The 20,378-nt window shown below is 43.6% G+C and carries 14 protein-coding genes and 1 tRNA gene; 8 read left to right on the plus strand and 7 right to left on the minus strand.

Features of this window, described 5'->3' with window-relative positions:
- Nucleotides 1-49 precede the first annotated feature (49 nt).
- The 3 genes from M3085_RS07925 to M3085_RS07935 form a co-directional block, all read right to left on the minus strand.
- A complete protein-coding gene (locus tag M3085_RS07925) occupies nucleotides 50-4,222 on the minus strand; it encodes a two-component regulator propeller domain-containing protein (RefSeq protein WP_249052738.1) in 4,173 nt (1,390 codons plus the stop codon).
- A gap of 121 nt (nucleotides 4,223-4,343) precedes the next feature.
- Nucleotides 4,344-5,501 carry an MFS transporter AraJ gene (araJ, locus tag M3085_RS07930; RefSeq protein ID WP_178257200.1) on the minus strand — a complete coding sequence of 386 codons (1,158 nt, stop codon included), beginning with the start codon at nucleotides 5,499-5,501 and terminating at the stop codon, nucleotides 4,344-4,346.
- A 156-nt stretch (nucleotides 5,502-5,657) separates the two neighbouring features.
- Entirely contained in the window at nucleotides 5,658-6,317 is a 660-nt protein-coding gene (locus M3085_RS07935) for a hypothetical protein (protein WP_249052740.1), read from the minus strand.
- Between the two features lie 379 nt (nucleotides 6,318-6,696).
- Between M3085_RS07935 and M3085_RS07940 the strand changes: the two genes are divergently transcribed.
- Nucleotides 6,697-7,926, plus strand: coding sequence for a site-specific integrase (locus M3085_RS07940; protein WP_191710853.1), 1,230 nt, complete (start codon nucleotides 6,697-6,699; stop codon nucleotides 7,924-7,926).
- A 25-nt stretch (nucleotides 7,927-7,951) separates the two neighbouring features.
- Complete coding sequence (locus M3085_RS07945) at nucleotides 7,952-9,070, plus strand: YhcG family protein (RefSeq protein WP_071148003.1); 1,119 nt, start codon at nucleotides 7,952-7,954, stop codon at nucleotides 9,068-9,070.
- Nucleotides 9,071-9,228: 158 nt separating this feature from the next.
- On the opposite strand, the gene M3085_RS07950 is transcribed toward M3085_RS07945, so the two are convergent.
- From M3085_RS07950 to M3085_RS07965, 4 genes are all read right to left on the minus strand, one after another.
- Nucleotides 9,229-11,244, minus strand: a complete 2,016-nt coding sequence (locus M3085_RS07950; protein WP_249052741.1) for a KUP/HAK/KT family potassium transporter — start codon at nucleotides 11,242-11,244, stop codon at nucleotides 9,229-9,231.
- A 377-nt stretch (nucleotides 11,245-11,621) separates the two neighbouring features.
- Entirely contained in the window at nucleotides 11,622-12,203 is a 582-nt protein-coding gene (locus tag M3085_RS07955) for a cation diffusion facilitator family transporter (RefSeq protein WP_317239274.1), read from the minus strand.
- A 71-nt stretch (nucleotides 12,204-12,274) separates the two neighbouring features.
- Nucleotides 12,275-13,108: a helix-turn-helix domain-containing protein gene (locus tag M3085_RS07960; RefSeq protein ID WP_249052743.1), complete on the minus strand. Its 834-nt coding sequence runs from the start codon at nucleotides 13,106-13,108 to the stop codon at nucleotides 12,275-12,277.
- 169 nt (nucleotides 13,109-13,277) lie between these two features.
- Nucleotides 13,278-13,361, minus strand: a tRNA-Leu gene (locus M3085_RS07965).
- A 324-nt stretch (nucleotides 13,362-13,685) separates the two neighbouring features.
- Here M3085_RS07965 and topA point away from each other — a divergent pair.
- The 6 genes from topA (at nucleotide 13,686) to M3085_RS07995 (ending at nucleotide 20,321) form a co-directional block, all read left to right on the plus strand.
- Entirely contained in the window at nucleotides 13,686-16,037 is a 2,352-nt protein-coding gene (gene topA, locus M3085_RS07970) for a type I DNA topoisomerase (RefSeq protein ID WP_178256243.1), read from the plus strand.
- A complete protein-coding gene (locus M3085_RS07975; RefSeq protein ID WP_249052745.1) occupies nucleotides 16,034-16,558 on the plus strand; it encodes a shikimate kinase in 525 nt (174 codons plus the stop codon). The genes topA and M3085_RS07975 overlap by 4 nt, the downstream gene beginning before the upstream one ends.
- A 34-nt stretch (nucleotides 16,559-16,592) precedes the next feature.
- Nucleotides 16,593-18,485: a biosynthetic arginine decarboxylase gene (speA, locus tag M3085_RS07980; protein WP_178256245.1), complete on the plus strand. Its 1,893-nt coding sequence runs from the start codon at nucleotides 16,593-16,595 to the stop codon at nucleotides 18,483-18,485.
- Nucleotides 18,486-18,503: 18 nt separating this feature from the next.
- Nucleotides 18,504-19,274: an acetylglutamate kinase gene (gene argB / locus M3085_RS07985; RefSeq protein WP_178256246.1), complete on the plus strand. Its 771-nt coding sequence runs from the start codon at nucleotides 18,504-18,506 to the stop codon at nucleotides 19,272-19,274.
- A 65-nt stretch (nucleotides 19,275-19,339) separates the two neighbouring features.
- On the plus strand, nucleotides 19,340-19,849 hold the full coding sequence (locus M3085_RS07990; RefSeq protein ID WP_178256247.1) for an RNA polymerase sigma factor: 510 nt from the start codon (nucleotides 19,340-19,342) through the stop codon (nucleotides 19,847-19,849).
- The gene (locus tag M3085_RS07995) at nucleotides 19,839-20,321 is read left to right on the plus strand and encodes a hypothetical protein (protein WP_191710861.1); all 483 of its coding nucleotides are present in this window, start codon (nucleotides 19,839-19,841) and stop codon (nucleotides 20,319-20,321) included. Before M3085_RS07990 ends, M3085_RS07995 begins: the two co-directional genes overlap by 11 nt.
- The last annotated feature ends 57 nt before the right edge of the window (nucleotides 20,322-20,378 follow it).

Consider the following 20,378-nt stretch of genomic DNA (forward strand, 5'->3'; position numbering starts at 1 on the left):
GTTACCCCATTCTACCCATAGGATTCACTTACGCTATGGGTAGAATTTTTTATGCCTCAGAATCGGGAATATTTTCACTGTTCGCCCCCTCGGGTTTTATGTCACGCAATGCGCTGGGAAGCATCCCGAACTGCCGTTTGAAACACTTTGTGAAATACTTCGGGTCATTAAATCCTACCGCATACGCTATCTCAGAAATATTCATGTCCAGCCCCTCTCCTACCAGTAACTGACGGGAAACGTTCAGACGGTAAGTCTTCATAAACTGTCCGATTGACTGCCCTGTCAGGTCTTGCAGTTTCTGATTAACCAACGTCTTACTATACCCCATATCGTGAACAAACCGCTCAAGGTCGTATTCTGCATCGGCATAATTCTGCTTCATAAAGTCGATTGCCCGCTGCATAAACATTTTATCACGCGAGTCTTCTTGCAAGCCTAATTCACCCATATCGGCCGACACAGCAAAACGTTCCTTATACCGACGGCGCAAATTCAGGATATTCCGCACACGCACCTTTAAGACTTCAGCATCAAACGGCTTACAAAGATACTCATCGACTCCTATCGAATAGCTAATCTTTTCTTTTTCCAGTGAATTTACTGCGGTAAGCATCAAGAAAGGAATATGGCTGGTGGAAAGATTTTCTTTTACCTGACGGGATAATTCTATCCCATCCATGCCCGGCATCAACAAATCGCTTATAATCAGGTCGACCTTTCGGCTACGGATAAGTTGCAATGCCTCAACTCCGTTTGCTGCCTCCAGTATTAAATAATCCTTCTCTAAAAGCGAACGAATGTAAGTACGCATGTCTTTATTATCATCCACTAACAACAGTGTTTCGTCGGACAACGGTTCACAAGCAGCTTCCTCCTGCCTGATACATTCTTCTTTGACACAGGGAGGCACGATGTGCGACAAACCAATGGGTAACAACAAACGGAACGAAGCCCCACCTGTCCGGTTATTTTTCGCATAAATAGTTCCGCCCTGCATTTCAACAATACGTTTACACACGTAAAGTCCGATGCCCGTACTGCCTTGTCCGGCTGCCGCATATTTCACCGTACCGGGCGACTGATAGAAACGGGAAAATATACGTTCCAAATCTTCGGGAGGAATACCGTTTCCTGTATCACTGACCGCAAAATACAATTTATACCCAGCTTTGCCGGAATTCAAGAGCGCCACCCAGACCGTAATCCGTCCGCCCGCAGGGGTATATTTCACGGCATTCGACATTAAATTCGATACAATCCGATTCAAATATCCTGCATCTGCCTCAATAACCGGCGAAGTAAGGCGAGTATACACATTGAAAGAAATATTACGTTCGGCTGCAAATGCTTGAAACGGAGACAGGCTGTCTTCCAAAAAAGCCGACAACCGGAGCGGCTTCGGATTAAAGCGTGTCTGTTCTTCATCCAGCTTTCTGAAATCCATCAATTCATTTACCAAAGCAAGAAGTTGCCGCGAACTTCTCCCCGCAATTTCCAGTTGTTTCCTTGTCTGCTCGTCTTTCGTTCGCTCCAATGCCTGCTCCAACGGCCCTTGTATCAAAGTAACCGGCGTACGGAATTCATGTGCCATATTGGTGAAGAAAGCAATTTTCTCGGCAGTCACTTCTTCCATTCGGCGCGCCATAACCTCCAACTGTCGGTTCTGCACTTCCAGTTCGTGCGTACGTTCCGAGACCAATTCCTCCAACCGTACCTGCCTGCGCCGCAAAAGACGCACCTTGTAACGGTAATATCCGTAACTTCCCCCGCACAGAAGCAGGAAGATAATTCCCCAAAACCAAACCGATTTATAAAAATAAGGTACTACCCGAACGGTAACAGCCATTTCTTTATCCGTCCAATGCCCGTCGCGGTCAGTAGCTTTCAGATGTAACACATAATGTCCCGGAGGCAGAGATACATAAGTCAGTGACGACTCACCGGCAAGTGTCTCCCGCCAATCTTCATCATATCCTTCCAGATAATAACCAAAACGAATACAATCGCTGTATCCGTAATCTTGTGTGGTCAGATTTAGAGCCAATGTCCCATTGCTTTCATGATAACGGATGGCTTCGTCTTCATCGGTAAACGACCAACTCTTTGACTTGGCAAGACGATAAGCAGCTATTTTGATAGGCATATTTGCGGTCACAGTGTCTGATGTGTCCGAATGAATTGCCAGTAACTTATGTTCCTTTCCCCCATAAATCAACGGTTTAACCGCAGAATGACAAAACGCATTGGCTGCAAACCCTTTTCCTGATAATCCGTCTGCCTGTGAGTAATTCATAAACGTATACGTTCCAACATCCATGTGCGCTATTCCGTTGTCGGTAGAAATCCATAGATGATCTTCGTTATCTTCCGCCAATCCTAAGACAACATTGTCGGGCAAGCCGTTGCGAACGGTCAGATTCTCAAACTCAAAATGTCCGTCTGCATCCGAAACCAAGCGATACAGTCCCGTACCGTTTCCTCCTAACCAAATAATACCCCGGCTGTCTTGAAACAAGGCGTTTATCTTCTCTAACTGAGTGGTATGTTTGTTGGTAAGACGATACTTCAGATAAGTATAACTGAAGCGCTGGCGCGACTGCGCAAACGAAGCTAAATCGACAACAAACACACCTTCGGTCGTACCCACCCACAAACGACTTTTCCGGTCAATCAGCAACGCATTTATCGCATCAAATTCGTTATCGCTCAAGTCGAAAGTAATCCGCTGAAACGACTTCTTACGCTTATCATAAAATATAAGTCCTCTTACAGAACCAAACCAAATCCCCTGATTCATTCTGTCTTCTACCGCACTGAGGATGAAATCACTCTCCAACCCGATATTGTCTTCCCAAAAATACTGTCGGAAAACCCGGTTACCCGGACGATTCAGGTCAAGTTCCGTAATACCCACACCCCATGTATATGCCCAAAGATGATTATCGCTGTCTATCAGCAATCCCTTTATGCTATTGCTGCTTATCGATGTCCTGCTGCCGGGAATGTACGTATAATGGGTAGCGTCTTCACTTCCCAATTCTTTTCGATACAAGCCGTCTTCTACCGTCCCTATCCACAAGTTGCCTTCATGGTCTTCGGCTATGGCACTAATCTCCACTTTCCTTTGTGCGGCAGACGTGGCAGGAATATAATCCCAAACATCAATGCGAAGCCGTTTCCTGTACAACAGGTCGACACCCTCATCGCGCGTTCCCGCCCAAATATTCTCACCTTCGGCATAAAGACAGTTTATCGCATTGCTGTTGATGGTCGAATTATCCCGCTCGGTAGTGCGGCGGATAAAATGGAAAGTATCGGTAGAACGGTCGTAAACATTGAGTCCGTTCAGCGTAGCTACAATTACACTTCCTTCGTCGGTCAGATGAATATCTGTGATATACGCCTGACTCAACATGCCGGAACGGTGAGTGGAATAGCGATAACGCTTTACTTCACCCGAACGATGATCATACCGAAACAGTCCCCGGTTACTCCCCATCCACAAAAAATCACCGTCGGACTGTAAACAAGAGATACGCCAATCTTCACTGAAAGGCTCTACCTGAGGTATCAGCACCTTATTTATCTGATGATTGTCTGCCTTTACAAAACGATATAGCCGGTTCCCGATGCCGGCACATACCCCCGCTTCCGTATCGGTCATTTCCGAAATGCCCTCGTTCTCGGGATTCATCAACCGGAAATAATTGCTTACCTCACCTTTAGCATCCAACTCGATACACCATAAGGCACGGTCGGAAACCACCCACACATCACCATTGCGTGAGCAATACAGCGTACGAATATAAGACCGGCACAAGGATTTCAATTCGGGAAAAGCCGAGATATCAAGACTAACCAACCGACACGTAGCCACATCCATCCAGTCCAATCCTCCTTCCGAACCAATCCAAAGCCTGCCGCAACCATCTTCACAGAGCGAGTAAACATAATTACTCTTTAAAGCATCTGTTTCTCCACGCGCCGTATATGTCAGGAACCGATATCCATCATAGCGTCCTACTCCACCCTGCGTAGCCATCCATACATAACCTTTCGAATCTTTTAAAATGGCAGTAACGCAGTTATTCGGAAGTCCCTCGGCTTCGGTAATAAAGCGAAAATTATAACGTGAAAAAAACGTATCGGCAGACAAAGCGTATGCCGTCAAGCATCCGGTAAAAAGAATATATATAAGAAACAAGATATGTCGTTTCATAGGGAAAAGCATCAGATTTGTTACGCAAATGTACATAAATATTAAACGCTCCCCTACGAGAACATAAAGTTTTTTACAGTTCATAGAGCCTTCAAGAGCCAGTTTAAATTTAGCTCTAAGTCTATATCCGCTTCATCATGCGCTCGCGTTTTAAATAAATGGAAACCGAAAGCAAACCCAGCAATACGACAAAAACGCCCACCAATGCCGGATAACGATAACCTAAACCTGCCTCAACAGGCAATCCGCCCAAATACGCTCCTACGGCATTGCCAAGATTAAAGGCTATCTGCACACACGCAGCACCCATCATCTCGCTGCCCCGCGAGTTTTGAAGCAACAATAACTGTTGAGGAGAAGATACGGCAAACAAACATGCTGTACCGATAAACATGAGCAATACAGACAGCCACGGAACAGATGCAAAGAAAAACGTACCGAGCAAAGAAACAAGCATCAACACCTGCGTAAAACGAATAACAGGAGCCAGTCCGTACAGGTCGCCACACTTACCGCCCACCAGATTACCAATCGTCATCCCTAACCCAGCAAGCACCATAATCAACGTAATATGTGAAGCAGCAAATCCCGCCTCGTGTATCATTTGGGGAGTAACATAACTGAACCAACAGAAGATTCCGCCGTTGCCAAACATCGTAGTCAGAATGATAAGCCACGGAGCCAATTTTTTCAAGAAGCGGAACTGACCTTTCAGTCCCACGTCGGGCAAGGCAGGAAGCGAAGGAACCCATTTATAAATCAAGTAGAATATCAGCAGTCCCCATCCCGCATTGAACAGGAACGGAAAACGCCACGAAACCAGATTGCTGAGCATCGTTCCGAAAGGCACTCCGAACAGATTGGCAACCGTCATGCCAGCAATCATCATTGATACCGCCAACGACTCTTTTCCCTTATCCGCCACTCTTTCTGCAACGATAGACCCCACGCCAAAAAATGCACCATGAGGCAGACCAGAAACAAACCGCATGAGCAACAAACTCCAATAACCTTGCGAAAACGCCGCACACAGGTTTCCTACAAAATAAACAGCGACCAAGCCCAGCAGAATTTGTTTCAGCGGGCGCGTACGTGCCACAACCACCATTAACGGCGCTCCCACACACACGCCAATAGCATACGCCGAAATAAAATGTCCGGCCGTAGGGATACTCACCCCTAAATCATGCGCCACATTAGGAAGGATTCCCATCATAACAAACTCCGCAATACCCAGTCCCAACGTACCGGAAGCAAGTGCCAACAAACTTTTTTTCATGACTCCATTCTCTATTTTCGCGCAAAGTTAACACGAATAAGTGTACCAAGAACACTATGTTTAATTTCTTGATTTATGTCATTTTTATTCGCGTTCTGTGCGCCTCTCCATCATGTTTCCGCACACTTGCTAATCTAAAAAATATCCTGACGGCCTCTACTCCTGAATGCCGACGGCATCCTTCTTAGCTATTTTTACATAGATAGGCATCTTATCATCCGGAGGAGTATCTTCCTCTAATCTGATGGTATAAAATACATAACCGTCTATACCATACTTTTCAAACCATTTTCGTGGCTCAACTCCCGAATCACGCAAGCCGCAAAACCAAACTCCGTTCTGAATCGGAATACCAGCGGTATAAGCCATGACAGGGATATCGTTACTATCTCCGGGAGTAAATGTTTCCATTAAGATTTTCATGTTATCCATGCGCACCGTATCATTAAAAATGGGCTGATTATTGCTTGCCGGATAGAAACAACAGATATGTAAGCTGTCCTTTCCATAAGGAACGGCCATAAAGTCAAGAGATTCGATGCTATCAACAAGCAGAAAGTGAACAAACTCAGGAAGCAATTCTTGTTCGCTAAATGCGCCGTTACTGCAAGCCACTTTCTTCAGCTTCGCACGCTTTCCGTTAAAATCACCTTTCAAGGTTACACGCAAATGTTGAACATTCTGCATCTGAAAATATTGCTGCATGAGTTCAGGTAAAGTCTTTGTCCGATATTCATACTCCACCTTTATGGGTTGTGCCTGCGTTAACATTACAGTCAGAGCAAGCAGCATGGTAATGATGATTTTCTTGTGCATATTCCTATACTGTTTTTCAATCTCAAAGATATTGCATTTATTTGGGTCAGCCCAAGAAAATTCTGACTTATTATAAAGAAAAATCGGCTAAACATGAAAACATGCTTAGCCGATTTCTTCGTACCCAGACCCGGTACAAGGCATAGAAATCATAGGAAAATAAAAGAATTTATCTTCCTTATTATCAGTTATTTGTATATTTCTTATTTTCTCCATTTTTGCCATATTTTGCCCATTTTTCGTCATTAAGTACACTTTTAGTACACTTTGAAATTCCATTTTCTTTTGTACCTTTGCAATATCGGAAAACAAAAGAAAATCAATTATTTAGCGTAATCACCCGGTTATGGTACCTAAATCGGGATAAAACCTCTAAACAATGGCAAAGTTAGAAAATAAAACGAAAGAAAACCCTAAATTGGAGCAAAACAGGCTGTCGGACGGCAGAATTAGTTTGTATCTGGAGTATTATTTGGGTAGAGAGGAAAAGCCTGTATTGGATGAAAACGGTAATCAGGTGTATTATGAAAGCGGTAAGATGCGGGGAAAGCCGAAGTTCGCTATCAAGCATCACAGGCGAAAAGAGAACCTCAGCCTGTATCTGATAGAGAAGCCACGTACCCCTGCGGAACGCCAGCAGAACAAGGAAACACTGGAGCTTGCTGTAAAAATACGTGCCGAACGTGAACAGGAGTTTAAGGAAAGTATGTTGGGCTATCGCCTGAAAAAAGACCGGAACGTGAATTTCTTGGATTATTTTCAAGCCTATATCAATGACTATACCAAGAAAGACATTCGGATGGTGCAAATCGCCCTAAGCCGTTTCAAGGACTTTTTGAAGGAGCATTACCCGATGCACGAGTTCGGCATCAAGCCGGAACTTATCACGAAGGACATGATGGAACAGTTCGTAGCTTATCTGCAATCCCGGAGCGTGGGCGAAGGGGCTAAAAGCATCTTCCAGCGTTTCAAGAAGGTTATACACTATGCGATTGACCACGATGTGATGCTGAAAGACCCGTGCAAAGGCGTTACCTGCAAGGCGGATAGCCAGATACTACGCAAGGACGTGCTTTCGCCGGAAGAAATCCAGCGGTTGATTGCGTGCCATTATGACAACGAGAACCCCAACGTAAGGCGTGCGTTTATCTTTTGCCTGTATTGCGGCTTGCGCTTCTGTGATGTGAAAGACCTTACCTATAAGAATATCGACTACGCCAACAAGCTGCTAAAATTTGAGCAGAACAAGACCAAAGGTCATTCCGCCAGTAGCGGTGTGGTCATTCCGCTCAATGACGGTCTTCTTTCGCTTGTGGGAGAACCGCCGGCAGACGGTAACAAAGACGCTCTCATCTTCAACCTGCCTTCGTATGAAAGTTGCTGCAAATCCGTCAAGCGTTGGGTGAAAAGAGCCGGGATAGATAAGCACATAAGCTGGCATTGCGCCCGTCACTCGTTCGCCGTGAATATCCTCAACAATGGGGCGAACATCAAGACGGTTGCCAGCCTGCTCGGGCATAGCGGACTGAAACATACGGAGAAATATACCCGTGCGGTGGATAAATTGAAAGAGGAGGCGATAAACAGCCTGCCGGAATTAAAGTTTTAACCATAAAAGACTTACCTTTGCAATTATGGACTTTGAAGCATTAGTAAAACATATCAGCACGATACAAAGCACGTTGCAGGCGCAAGCCGCACACGCTGTAAACCTCGCCCTGACTGCCCGCAATTGGCTCATGGGCTGCTATATCGTGGAGTTTGAGCAAAACGGTGAAGACCGTGCCGCATACGGCGAACAACTGTTGAAGAAACTGGAACAGCGGTTGAATGTCAAAGGACTGAACGAGCGCAGGTTTCGTGAGTTCCGGCGGCTATACCTTGTTTATCCGCAACTGAAAGAGCCTATCGCACAATACATATTGGCAGGAAGCGAAATTCGGCACACACTGTCCGCCGAATTCACAGACCCAATTCGGCACACGGTGAGTGCCGAATTACAATCCGTTAATAATCAACCAAGTGAATGGAATACACAAGCTGATAGATTATTTGAAAGATTACCGTATTCTCATTTAAAGTTTATTTCTAAAATAGAAAATCCGGTCAAACGTGCTTTCTATGAAATGGAAGCAATAAGGGGTTGTTGGTCAGCAAGAGAACTGGAGCGGCAAATCAATTCCCTCTATTACGAGCGCAGCGGATTGTCGAAAAACAAAGAAGCCTTATCTGCTTTGGTGCAACGGCAAGCCATGCCGCTGCAGCCCAAAGACATTATTAACACGCCCGTTACGTTGGAGTTCTTGGGATTGAACGACCGTGCTTTGGTAACGGAAAACGACTTGGAGCAATCCATTCTGGACAACCTGCAACGCTTCCTGTTGGAAATGGGACATGGCTTCTGCTTCGAAGCACGCCAAAAGAGAATCCTGATAGACGGGGATTATTTCTTTGCCGACCTCGTGTTTTACCACCGCATTTTGAAATGCCATGTCATCGTGGAATTGAAGATAGACAAGTTCCGCCACGAATACGCTTCGCAACTGAACCTATATCTTAACTACTTCAAGGCGGAAGTGATGCAACCCGACGACAATCCGCCTGTCGGCATCCTGCTTTGCACCGAGAAGGGCGACACGTTGGTAAAATACGCCACTGCCGGATTAGACCCGAACATCTTCGTGCAAAAGTATATGATAGAACTTCCCACTGAAGAGGAAATTAAGAAGTTCATTTCAACTGCAAACTATTAGCAATAAAAAACACTACTGGCGAAAAGAAGGAAAGCCATTCTTTCTCTTTTCGCCAGCACGTTTATTACTGCCAACAAGAATAGGTTTAGGTTAGTTTGGATGTATATACAAAAGACAGAACTAAACCGTAAATGCAGACGATAATTATAGCAAGTCACTTATGATACATTCTGTTCTTCCAAGACTATATTAGCATCATTATCGCATTTTTCAGGCTTAATCCGCTCTATACGACGAATATGTCTTGCCCTATTAGCTATAATTAACGGTACACGCTCGACAACAACAACCGATGTGTCAAGCCCCAACGCACTCGGTTCTCCAATGCCTATCTTTCTAATTAAGGCATAAAGGCTCATCAGCAAATTTTGTCGGCGGTTACGGGAATCTTCAGGATAATATATCCGGTGGATAATAATAAAGCGAAAATCACCCGGTATGCCATTCTTATGCAATGAAGGATAAGAGCTTGTTAGTTCTACTTCACCATCCGCAACAAGGTCATCAACTATTTGTCGTAAATAAAGGCTCACGCGCGGTTCTATACGAAAACCTATACGCATGGTTATACTAAACAATGTCCCTTTTATTAATGTGGAACAATTATATTCAAGTGTGTCTGGTGTATCCACAAATTCAAGGTTAATAAGCCAATAATGATCTGCCCGTTTAGGCTGCTTATTAATTATGGAATACAACAATTTATCGTCCACACAACCTTCTTTGTCTGCATGATTCACATAGACAAGATTAGAAGCATATTTGGATATGCTTTCGTCCGCCTTAATATCAGAAATAATGTTGTAGTATTCACTTAACCGTTTGGAAGACATATGTTTTCGACGAATTTTGTTGGCACTTACCCATACAAACATGATAAAACATAATAATCCACCTATTAACAGCGTAAACCAACCTCCGACCATAAATTTGGACAGGTTTGCAGCAAGGAAAATACCTTCAATAACACAATATCCGCCGACAAACAGTATTGATAGAATGCGTGGAATGTTATGCATATGCAAATAGAATCCCAACAACAATGTTGTCATCAACATTGTAATAGTTATGGCAAGTCCATAAGCGGCTTCCATGTGGGTGGAATCTCGAAACAACAATATAGTAAATATTACTCCAATATACATTACAAGGTTTACCATTGGAATAAATGACTGACCTTTTACGTTGGTAGGGTGCTTAATACGCATACGAGGCCAGAAATTCAAGTTCATAGCTTCACTCAATATGGAAAATGAACCGCTTATTAGAGCTTGGCTCGCAACAATAGCTGCCCCGGTAGCCATTGCTATGGAAAACAACAGTATTTCTTGTGGCATGATTGAATAAAATGGGTTCACTGTACCTTCTGCACTTTCCGGATGATGCAATACCCACGCTCCTTGCCCCAAATAATTTAGAATAAGCATCACCTTTACAAATATCCAACTGACCGTAATATTTCGTCTGCCACAGTGCCCTAAATCAGAGTATAAGGCTTCTGCACCAGTGGTACACAAGAAAACGGCACCTAATATCAGAAACCAGTGGGGGGATTCCACTAATAAACGTATGGCATAGTAAGGATTGAATGCCTTGAATACTTGAGGATAGGAAGTCAGACTGATAGCTCCGGCGATTCCAAGAAGCAGGAACCAAAGTAGCATAAATATGCCAAATGACCGTCCTATATTTTCTGTACCAAAACGCTGAACGAAAAATATAATGGTAATAATGGTCAGTGTAATAGGAATCACAGGCAGATGCGGACTGATACTTTCAAGTCCTTCTATGGCAGTTGTGACCGTAATGGCTGGAGTGATAATACCATCAGCAAGCAAAGTGCTCGCACCGATAATGGCAATGATGTAAATCCACCTTCTTCTGTGGCGGCGTAAAAGGGCATAAAGCGCAAGTATGCCACCCTCCCCGTTATTGTCGGCACGGAGAGCCACCAGCACATATTTCACCGTAGTCTGAAGAGTAAGCGTCCATATGATACAAGACAATGCGCCTAAAACATAATTTTCATCAAGAGCTTCTCCAGTATGAATGATGGCTTTCATAACATAGAGTGGCGATGTTCCAATGTCACCAAAAACAATACCCAATGTGATGAGTAACCCGGCAAATCCAAGTTTATGTTGAATATTGCCTTCTTTTGATAGGTTTGCCATAAAAAGTAGTTTTTTGTTCTACATATATTTGTTTTCCTTTTAAGCGGCGCAAATATAAAATAAAATCTCAACAATAAGATTTCACTTTTCTTTTTTCGTGAAAAATATCATATAAACCTTGACGATGGTCAAGGCTTGTCTAAAAAAAATAGTCTGTTTGAATTACGTATAACTATTAAACTCAAAAGCCGAAGTTATGGGACTTATTTACCATAATTTCCTACTATTATTCCGCTCTCACCTTCTCTTAATTCTGATAATCTCATGAGCTATTTATTATTCGTCTGTGACGTCAATACCCTGCCAGTGTCAAGCAGCAACTTCTTAGCCCAACGGACAATCACAATAGAGCAAATAAACGCAACCAAAGTGTCTATTCAAGTAATGTTCCATATCATGGCGCATATCAAACCAAAAATAGCTCCAAGACTTGTCAATGCATCCGCTAATACATGTAAATAAGCAGAATGTCTGTTATAGTCCTCGTGTTCGTGACCGTGGCTATGTCCGTGTTTGTGCTCATGTTTCTCATGTAGAACTAATGCACAAATTAGATTTACAATCATCCCCACAACAGCAACAATCATAGCTTCAATGTAGCGGATTTCCCCTACCGGATTAATAAAGCGTTCTATTGCTTCCACTATTATAAACAAGGCAAATATCAGCAACAAGACTCCGCTTGTGTATGCTGATAATGAAAGAACCTTGTCATTGTCTACATTATTTGACTTTTTTTTCTGAAGATGGCGTACCAATACATATGCACCCCAACTAAGTCCTATAGCCAGAACATGAGACCCCATATGAATGCCATCCGCGAGTAAAGCCATCGATTTTGAATAAAGTCCAAAGATGATTTCCAACACCATTGTTGTCGCAGAGAACAATACCACAAATGCAGTTTTTTTCTCTCCCTGAGATTTCTCTAATTTTTCGATTTCATTTCTATGTTCCATATCTTTACTATTAAATTCACTTTGCAAAGTTATGAAACAGCGAACATTAACTATTTACACAGAATATATCATTATTGGTACATTTTATTCATTGAATCTCTAAATTTTTGAGGAGTCATTCCAGTTTTGAGCCTAAAAAAGCGAGAAAAGTAGGAAAGTTCATTAAAACCTAATCTATAGGCTATTTCAGAAATAGTAAAATCTGAACGTAAAAGCATTCTTTTTATTTCCAATACAGTACGCTCATTTATAAGCTCTAATGCTGATTTTCCCAAGAACTTCCTTGTAAGCACATTCATATAGTTTGGGCAGACCCCAAGTTGAGTTGCATAAAACTGAACTTGACGTTCCTTAATGAAATTCTTATCAATCATTTCTCTATACTTACACAGTAAGTCAGGCAAAATCGAAAAATTTGATATGGGCATAGCCATCCTTTCCAAATCCAATAATAAAGTATTTATTTCCGAACGAATTATAACTGTAGAATTGGGTAGACGACTGACGGATTCTTTTTGAATTTGATTGAATAATATTTCTATTCGAGACTTTTCGTTCTTGTCAATATCTATATATACAGGAATCTCTTTTTCTACTTTCGAATTTATTGGAATCATAAAATCTTCTGTGAATTGCAAAGCTGAATATTTCAGACTTCCCTCAATCTGCATGAAATGAACTTGTTCTGGTTTGATAAAAAACACTCTGTCTGGCCTCATTTCATATTCTTCAAAATCTATGATATGCATTCCATTACCTTCATGTATCCAATATATAGCATAAAAATAATGACGATGTGAAAATGGAACTTCCACATTCTTATCGTTTATAACGTCACATTCTATCTTGAAATCCTTGTCTTTAATAGAAGAATGTCCAATTTGCAGACCACTGACCTTTTTCATGTTGTTTTTTGCAAAGATATGACATCTAAACTTTTGGGAGATAAACAAAACGAGTTTTTATAAATCCTATATGTTGGGAACTTAGGATATTCGGGAACATTTTGGGAACATCTTACTAAAAAGAAAAAAGCTAAATATTTGATTTACAAATACTTAGCTATTTTTCTTGTACCCAGACCCGGGGTCGAACCGGGATGGATGTTACTCCACTGGTGTTTGAGACCAGCGCGTCTACCGATTCCGCCATCTGGGCAACTGTTTCGCTTAATTGCAGTGCAAAGGTAAGTCATTTTTCCGATACTCACAAATTTTGGAAAACTTTTTCTCTTTTAAAGCCTGAGAAAATTCTATTCGAAAAGAGGTTGAGTTCTCCGAATAGAACAGGTGAGTTTATCCGCATGAAATAAAAAAAACAAAACGTTGTGTTTTTTCAAGGTTGTTCGAGGTCAGATTGACCGGTATATTATGACTGTTTGGCGGTAAAATTCAAACAAATTTTAAGAAAGAGCAGAAATATAAGGTATGTTTCTGCTTTTTTTATACATTTGCCACAAATTAAAGGGAATACATTAATATTATGCAAAATAATCTTGTAATAGTCGAATCTCCGGCAAAGGCAAAAACTATTGAAAAGTTTTTAGGCGAAGGCTATAAAGTGCTTTCGAGCTACGGGCATATACGCGACTTGAAAAAATCTGATCTCAGCGTAGATATTAAAAACCATTTTGAACCGCTTTACGAAATACCGGCGGACAAAGAAGCGATTGTGAAAAAACTGAAGGCTGAAGCAGATAAAGCGGATATGGTTTGGTTGGCTTCCGATGAAGACCGAGAGGGAGAAGCTATATCATGGCATTTGTATGAAGTTCTCGGACTGACTCCGGAGAAAACCAAACGTATTGTATTCCACGAAATTACTCCGAATGCGATCAAATATGCAATCAAGCATCCGCGCGAAATAAACATTGATTTGGTTAATGCGCAGCAGGCGCGGCGCGTGCTCGACCGTATCGTGGGGTTTGAATTGTCGCCCGTGTTGTGGAGAAAAATCAAACCGGCTTTATCTGCCGGACGTGTGCAGTCGGTTGCCGTACGTTTAATCGTAGAACGAGAGCGAGAGGTACATGCTTTCGTCAGCGAACCGTCATACCGCGTAACGGCTGTATTTACCAATGCAGAAGGGGCTGAAATAAAAACGGAATTAAATCAACGTTTTAAGACTAAAGAAGAAGCGCAACAGTTTCTTGACAGTTGTAAAAATGCTCAATTTACGATAGAAGATATTGTTACCCGACCGATAAAGAAATCTCCGGCACCGCCGTTTACCACCTCTACCCTCCAGCAAGAGGCTGCGCGTAAATTGGGATTTACGGTGGCACAAACCATGTCTATTGCCCAGCGTTTGTACGAAAACGGATTGATTACGTACATGCGTACCGACTCTGTAAATCTTTCAGAGTTGGCGTTAGACTCCAGCCGCACGACCATACTGGAGCTGATGGGAGAGAAATATGTACACACCCGGCAGTTTGCTACGAAGACCAAAGGGGCACAGGAAGCTCACGAGGCAATCCGACCCACTTATATGTCGAACGAAACCATCGAAGGCACATGGCAGGAAGTGTATCTGTATAATTTGATATGGAAGCGTACGTTGGCTTCACAAATGTCGGATGCCGAGTTGGAAAAAACAACGGCTACGATTTCTATCAGCGGACAGACAAACAAATTTACGGCTACGGGTGAAATCGTTATCTTCGACGGTTTCTTGCGTGTATATAAAGAATCGTACGATGAAGACAGTGAACAGGAGGACGAAAGCCGTCTGCTTCCTCATATAGAAATAGGAGAAATGCTGACACGGAAAGACATTACGGCTACTCAGCGTTTTTCTCAGCCCCCCTCACGCTATACCGAGGCCAGCTTGGTTCGCAAGTTAGAGGAATTAGGCATCGGGCGTCCGTCTACTTACGCGCCCACCATCTCTACGATACAAAACCGCGATTATGTAGTAAAAGGAAGCCGCGAAGGAGTGCAGCGTTCTTACGAGGTACTGCAACTCACCGGCGACAATATAACGGAAACGACACGCACCGAGGTTACCGGAAGCGAAAAGAACAAACTGATGCCTACCGATGTGGGTATCGTAGTCAACGACTTTCTGATGGAATACTTCCCGATGATTATGGATTATAATTTCACGGCGAAAGTAGAGAAAGAGTTCGATGAAGTTGCCGAAGGTGAATGTACTTGGACCAACATGATGGAACATTTCTATGATGATTTCCATCCGCTGGTTACTGATACGAAAGAAGCAAATACCAGTAAGGCGAAAGGCGAACGCATTTTAGGGACAGACCCTGTAAGCGGGCGACAAGTGTCGGTTAAGATCGGACGTTTCGGACCCGTGGTTCAGGTAGGAGCTGTGGGAGAAGATGAAAAACCGCGTTTTGCTCCGCTGAGAAAGGAATTTTCGATGGAGACCATTACGCTGGAAGAGGCGCTCGACTTGTTTAAACTTCCGCGTACATTGGGCGAATGGGAAGGAAAACCCATCAGCGTAGGTATCGGCAAGTTTGGACCGTACATCCGTTACGACAATAAATTTGCTTCCATCCCGAAAGATGTTGACCCGATGAGCGTTACATTGGAAGAGGCTCAAGAACTGATTCAGAAGAAAATCGAGATGGATGCCAAAAAGGTAATCCATGAATTTGCAGATTATCCTGACCTGAAGGTATTGAACGGACGTTTCGGCCCTTATATCAGTTATCAAAAAGCTAATTACAAGATACCGGCCGAATTCGATGCCAACAACTTGGATGCGGAGGCTTGCCTGAAGTTAATCGAACTGCAAAAAAGCAAAGAAGAAATCCGTAAACCCAAAGCTGTGGCAAAAGCGACGAAGGCAACAAAGAAGAAAAAATGAAACGTATCTTTTTAATCGGTTATATGGGTTCGGGCAAAACTACGTTGGGAAAAGCATACGCCCGCGAGAACGAATTGGCTTTCATCGATTTGGATTGGTACATTGAAGAACGTATGCATCAATCTATCAGTGATTTGTTCGCCAAACAAGGTGAGGCCGGTTTCCGGGAACTGGAACGGAAAATGCTTCACGAAGCAGGTGAATTTGAGGATACGGTGATAGCTTGCGGAGGAGGAACTCCTTGTTTTTTCGATAACATGGAGTATATGAATGCTGCCGGCGACACGGTGTTCTTGGATGTGCATCCCGATGTCTTGTTCCGCCGACTGAAAGTCGCAAAAGCCAAGCGCCCGCTGTTGGCAAACAAAACCGACGAAGAACTGATGAATACAATTATTTCTACTTTGAAAAGACGTTTGCCTTTTTATGAACAGGCGCACTTTCGCTTTAACGGCGAGAAATTGGAAAATCGGGAGCAGATAAGCGAATCTGTCCGCCGACTGAAAGAGTTGTTATCGTAAATCCAAATATTAATTTGAATTTTTATGTTGTGAAATGAGAAAATGGCGTATTGAAGATTCTGAAGAACTCTACAACATTACGGGGTGGGGTGTTTCGTACTTTGGTATTAATGACAAAGGTCATGTAGTAGTAACTCCGCGTAAAGACGGCGTAGCTGTCGACCTGAAAGAACTGGTCGATGAACTGCAATTAAGAGACGTGACAGCTCCTATGCTGGTACGTTTCCCGGACATTTTGGACAATCGAATCGAAAAAATATCGAACTGTTTTGATTTGGCTGCCAAAGAATATGGCTATGGAGGCGAAAACTTTATCATTTATCCGATTAAGGTGAACCAAATGCAGCCCGTAGTAGAAGAGATAATCAGCCACGGAAAAAAATTTAATCTGGGACTGGAAGCAGGGTCGAAACCGGAACTTCATGCAGTCATAGCGATTAATACCGACTCTGATTCGCTGATTATCTGCAACGGATATAAGGATGAAAGTTACATTGAGCTTGCTTTACTGGCTCAGAAGATGGGAAAGCGTATTTTCCTTGTGGTAGAAAAGCTGAACGAACTCCGTCTGATTGCCAAGATGGCAAAACAGTTGAATGTCCGCCCCAATATCGGTATCCGTATCAAGCTGGCTTCATCGGGCAGCGGAAAATGGGAAGAGAGCGGTGGAGACGCAAGCAAGTTCGGACTGACATCGAGTGAACTGCTCGAAGCGCTCGATTTCTTGGAAAAGAAAGAAATGCGGGATTGCTTGAAGTTGATTCATTTCCATATCGGCAGTCAGGTAACCAAAATACGTCGCATCAAAACGGCTTTGCGCGAGGCATCTCAATTTTACGTGCAACTTTATCAGTTGGGCTTCCCTGTTGAGTTTGTCGACATTGGCGGAGGTTTGGGTGTGGATTATGACGGTACACGCTCGTCGTACAGCGAAAGCAGCGTAAACTATTCCATCCAAGAATATGTCAACGACTCCATCTCTATCATGGTAGACGCAAGCAACAAGAATAACATTCCGCATCCGAATATTATTACTGAAAGCGGACGTTCGCTTACGGCACACCACTCGGTACTGATATTCGAGGTGCTTGAAACGGCTTCCCTGCCTGAGATGGACGAGGACTTTGAAGTGAGTCCGGATGCCCACGAATTGGTACAGGAGCTTTATCAAATCTGGGACAACCTGAACCAAAGCCGTATGCTGGAAGCATGGCATGACGCACAGCAGATTCGCGAAGAGTCGTTGGATTTATTCAGCCATGGAATTGTGGACCTCAAGACACGTGCTCAAATCGAACGGATGTATTGGTCGGTTACGCGGGAAATCAATCAGATTGCATCCGGATTAAAACATGCACCCGATGAGTTCCGTAATTTAGACAAGCTGTTAGCTGACAAATATTTCTGTAATTTCTCGCTCTTCCAGTCGCTGCCGGATTCATGGGCTATTGACCAAATATTCCCCATTATGCCGATACAGCGTTTAGACGAGCGTCCCGACCGTACAGCCACCTTGCAGGATATAACTTGCGACTCGGACGGAAAGATTGCAAACTTCGTTTCTACACGGAACGTGTCTCACGACCTTCCGGTACATACCATTAAGGCAAAAGAGTCTTACTATATCGGCGTATTTCTTGTTGGGGCTTATCAGGAAATATTAGGAGATATGCACAATCTGTTTGGCGATACCAATGCCGTTCACGTCAGCGTAAACGAAAAAGGCTATACCATCGATCAAGTCATCGACGGAGAAACAGTTGCCGAGGTATTGGATTACGTACAATATAATCCCAAGAAGTTAGTGCGCACACTGGAAACATGGGTTACGAAGTCGGTGAAAGAAGGCAAAATCTCTTTGGAAGAAGGAAAAGAGTTCTTGGCCAATTACCGTTCGGGACTTTACGGATATACTTATTTGGAATAATCTGCTAATGTAAAGCACATGGAGAAACTGACTATAATAAAAGTAGGTGGAAAAATAGTGGAAGAAGCAGATACGCTTAACCAACTGTTAGACAACTTTTCCGCTCTGCCGGGTTACAAGCTGCTTGTACACGGCGGAGGACGTTCGGCTACCAAGCTGGCTGCCCAATTAGGCATAGAGAGCCAAATGGTAAACGGTCGCCGTATCACCGATGCCGAAACCTTAAAGGTAGTAACGATGGTTTATGGCGGACTGGTCAATAAAAACATCGTTGCCGGATTGCAGGCTAAGGGAGTAAATGCCATCGGACTGACGGGTGCCGACTTAAATGTTATCCGTTCGGTAAAACGCCCGGTAAAGGATGTGGATTATGGTTTTGTGGGAGACGTGGAAGCAGTAAACGGCGAAATGCTTGCTTCGCTGATTCATCAGAACATTGTTCCGGTGATGGCGCCGCTCACTCACGACGGTAAAGGCAATATGCTTAACACCAACGCAGATACCATTGCAGGCGAAACAGCCAAAGCCCTTGCCAAGCTGTTCGATGTTACATTGGTTTATTGCTTCGAAAAGAAAGGCGTATTGCGCGATGCCGATGATGACGACAGCGTAATCCCAGTCATTACCCCCGAACTGTTCCGGCAATACGTAGCAGAGGGTGTGATACAAGGCGGAATGATTCCGAAATTAGAAAACTCTTTTTCTGCCGTCGAAGCAGGCGTCAGCCGGGTTATAATCACCTTAGCTTCAGCCATTAATCAGGATGCAGGTACGGTAATCAAAAAATAATTCAAAAAAAATCGACGGGTGAGTGTAACATTTCTGCTACTCACCCGTCATTATTATAGAAAGCGATGGAAGAAATCAGTTTCCGAAACGATATACTCCCCCTGAAAGATAAACTCTTCAGGCTGGCGCTTCGCATTACGTTAAATCGTGCCGAGGCGGAAGATATTGTACAGGATACGCTGATTAGGGTGTGGAACAAGCGCGATGAATGGCAGACATTGGAATCGGTAGAAGCCTACTGTCTGACCGTTACACGTAATCTCGCCATCGACCGCAGCCAGAGAAAGGAAGCGCAGAATATGGAACTTACTCCCGAAACGCAGGAGTTGACCGACGGCGTTACCCCCGACAGGCAAATGGAGCGGGACGAGCAACTGCACTTGATTCATCGTTTGGTTAACGAACTCCCTGAAAAGCAGCGCACGATATTCCAACTGCGCGATATTGAAGGGAAAAGTTACAAGGAGATTGCCGAAATAATGGGCTTGACGGAAGAGCAAGTGAAAGTAAATCTTTTCCGGGCAAGACAGCGAATTAGATTAAAATATAACGAAATTGATGCGTATGGACTATAAATACATCGAACAACTGATAGAACGGTACTGGGACTGTGAGACCTCGGCAGAGGAGGAACAGATTCTGCGCATGTTCTTCAGCCAGACGGAAATACCGGCCCATCTGCTGCGTTACAAATCTTTGTTTGCCTACCAGAAGAGTGAACAGGAGATAGGATTAGGCAGCGACTTTGACAAGCGCATCTTGGAAGAAATAGAACGGCCCACGGTAAAGGCTCGCCGTCTGACGTTGCAAACACGTTTCATGCCGCTGTTCAAGGCTGCCGCTGTAATCGCATTGATATTCAGTGTAGGCGGAGTGATGAAACATTCGCTCTCAGACGGCAATGGTGCGGGAGTCATTTACGTTCACGACCAGTTTGAACGCCGTTCTACCGATCCGCAGGTAGCATACGAAGGCGATTCGGTAAAGTCGCCGTTGGAAAAGGTTACCGAACAACCTCCCGTAGTGGGAAGAAACCATAAACAATGAACATTTTCATTTGCTTTTATATATAGTTAGTACTTTCTTAAAACAAACACACGAAGC

It is taken from the genome of Bacteroides caecicola (assembly GCF_023337095.1).
Lineage (GTDB): Bacteria > Bacteroidota > Bacteroidia > Bacteroidales > Bacteroidaceae > Phocaeicola > Phocaeicola gallinarum.

Excerpts from the sequence above, each read along its gene's own strand:
- M3085_RS07925 (WP_249052738.1), bottom strand. The coding sequence starts at position 4,222 with ATGAAACGACATATCTTGTTTCTTATATATATTCTTTTTACCGGATGC.
- argB (WP_178256246.1), top strand. The coding sequence starts at position 18,504 with ATGGAGAAACTGACTATAATAAAAGTAGGTGGAAAAATAGTGGAAGAA.
- M3085_RS07940 (WP_191710853.1), top strand. The coding sequence starts at position 6,697 with ATGGCAAAGTTAGAAAATAAAACGAAAGAAAACCCTAAATTGGAGCAA.
- M3085_RS07935 (WP_249052740.1), bottom strand. The coding sequence starts at position 6,317 with ATGCACAAGAAAATCATCATTACCATGCTGCTTGCTCTGACTGTAATG.
- topA (WP_178256243.1), top strand. The coding sequence starts at position 13,686 with ATGCAAAATAATCTTGTAATAGTCGAATCTCCGGCAAAGGCAAAAACT.
- M3085_RS07990 (WP_178256247.1), top strand. The coding sequence starts at position 19,340 with ATGGAAGAAATCAGTTTCCGAAACGATATACTCCCCCTGAAAGATAAA.
- M3085_RS07975 (WP_249052745.1), top strand. The coding sequence starts at position 16,034 with ATGAAACGTATCTTTTTAATCGGTTATATGGGTTCGGGCAAAACTACG.
- araJ (WP_178257200.1), bottom strand. The coding sequence starts at position 5,501 with ATGAAAAAAAGTTTGTTGGCACTTGCTTCCGGTACGTTGGGACTGGGT.
- M3085_RS07945 (WP_071148003.1), top strand. The coding sequence starts at position 7,952 with ATGGACTTTGAAGCATTAGTAAAACATATCAGCACGATACAAAGCACG.
- M3085_RS07995 (WP_191710861.1), top strand. The coding sequence starts at position 19,839 with ATGGACTATAAATACATCGAACAACTGATAGAACGGTACTGGGACTGT.
- speA (WP_178256245.1), top strand. The coding sequence starts at position 16,593 with ATGAGAAAATGGCGTATTGAAGATTCTGAAGAACTCTACAACATTACG.
- M3085_RS07950 (WP_249052741.1), bottom strand. The coding sequence starts at position 11,244 with ATGGCAAACCTATCAAAAGAAGGCAATATTCAACATAAACTTGGATTT.
- M3085_RS07960 (WP_249052743.1), bottom strand. The coding sequence starts at position 13,108 with ATGAAAAAGGTCAGTGGTCTGCAAATTGGACATTCTTCTATTAAAGAC.
- M3085_RS07955 (WP_317239274.1), bottom strand. The coding sequence starts at position 12,203 with ATGGAACATAGAAATGAAATCGAAAAATTAGAGAAATCTCAGGGAGAG.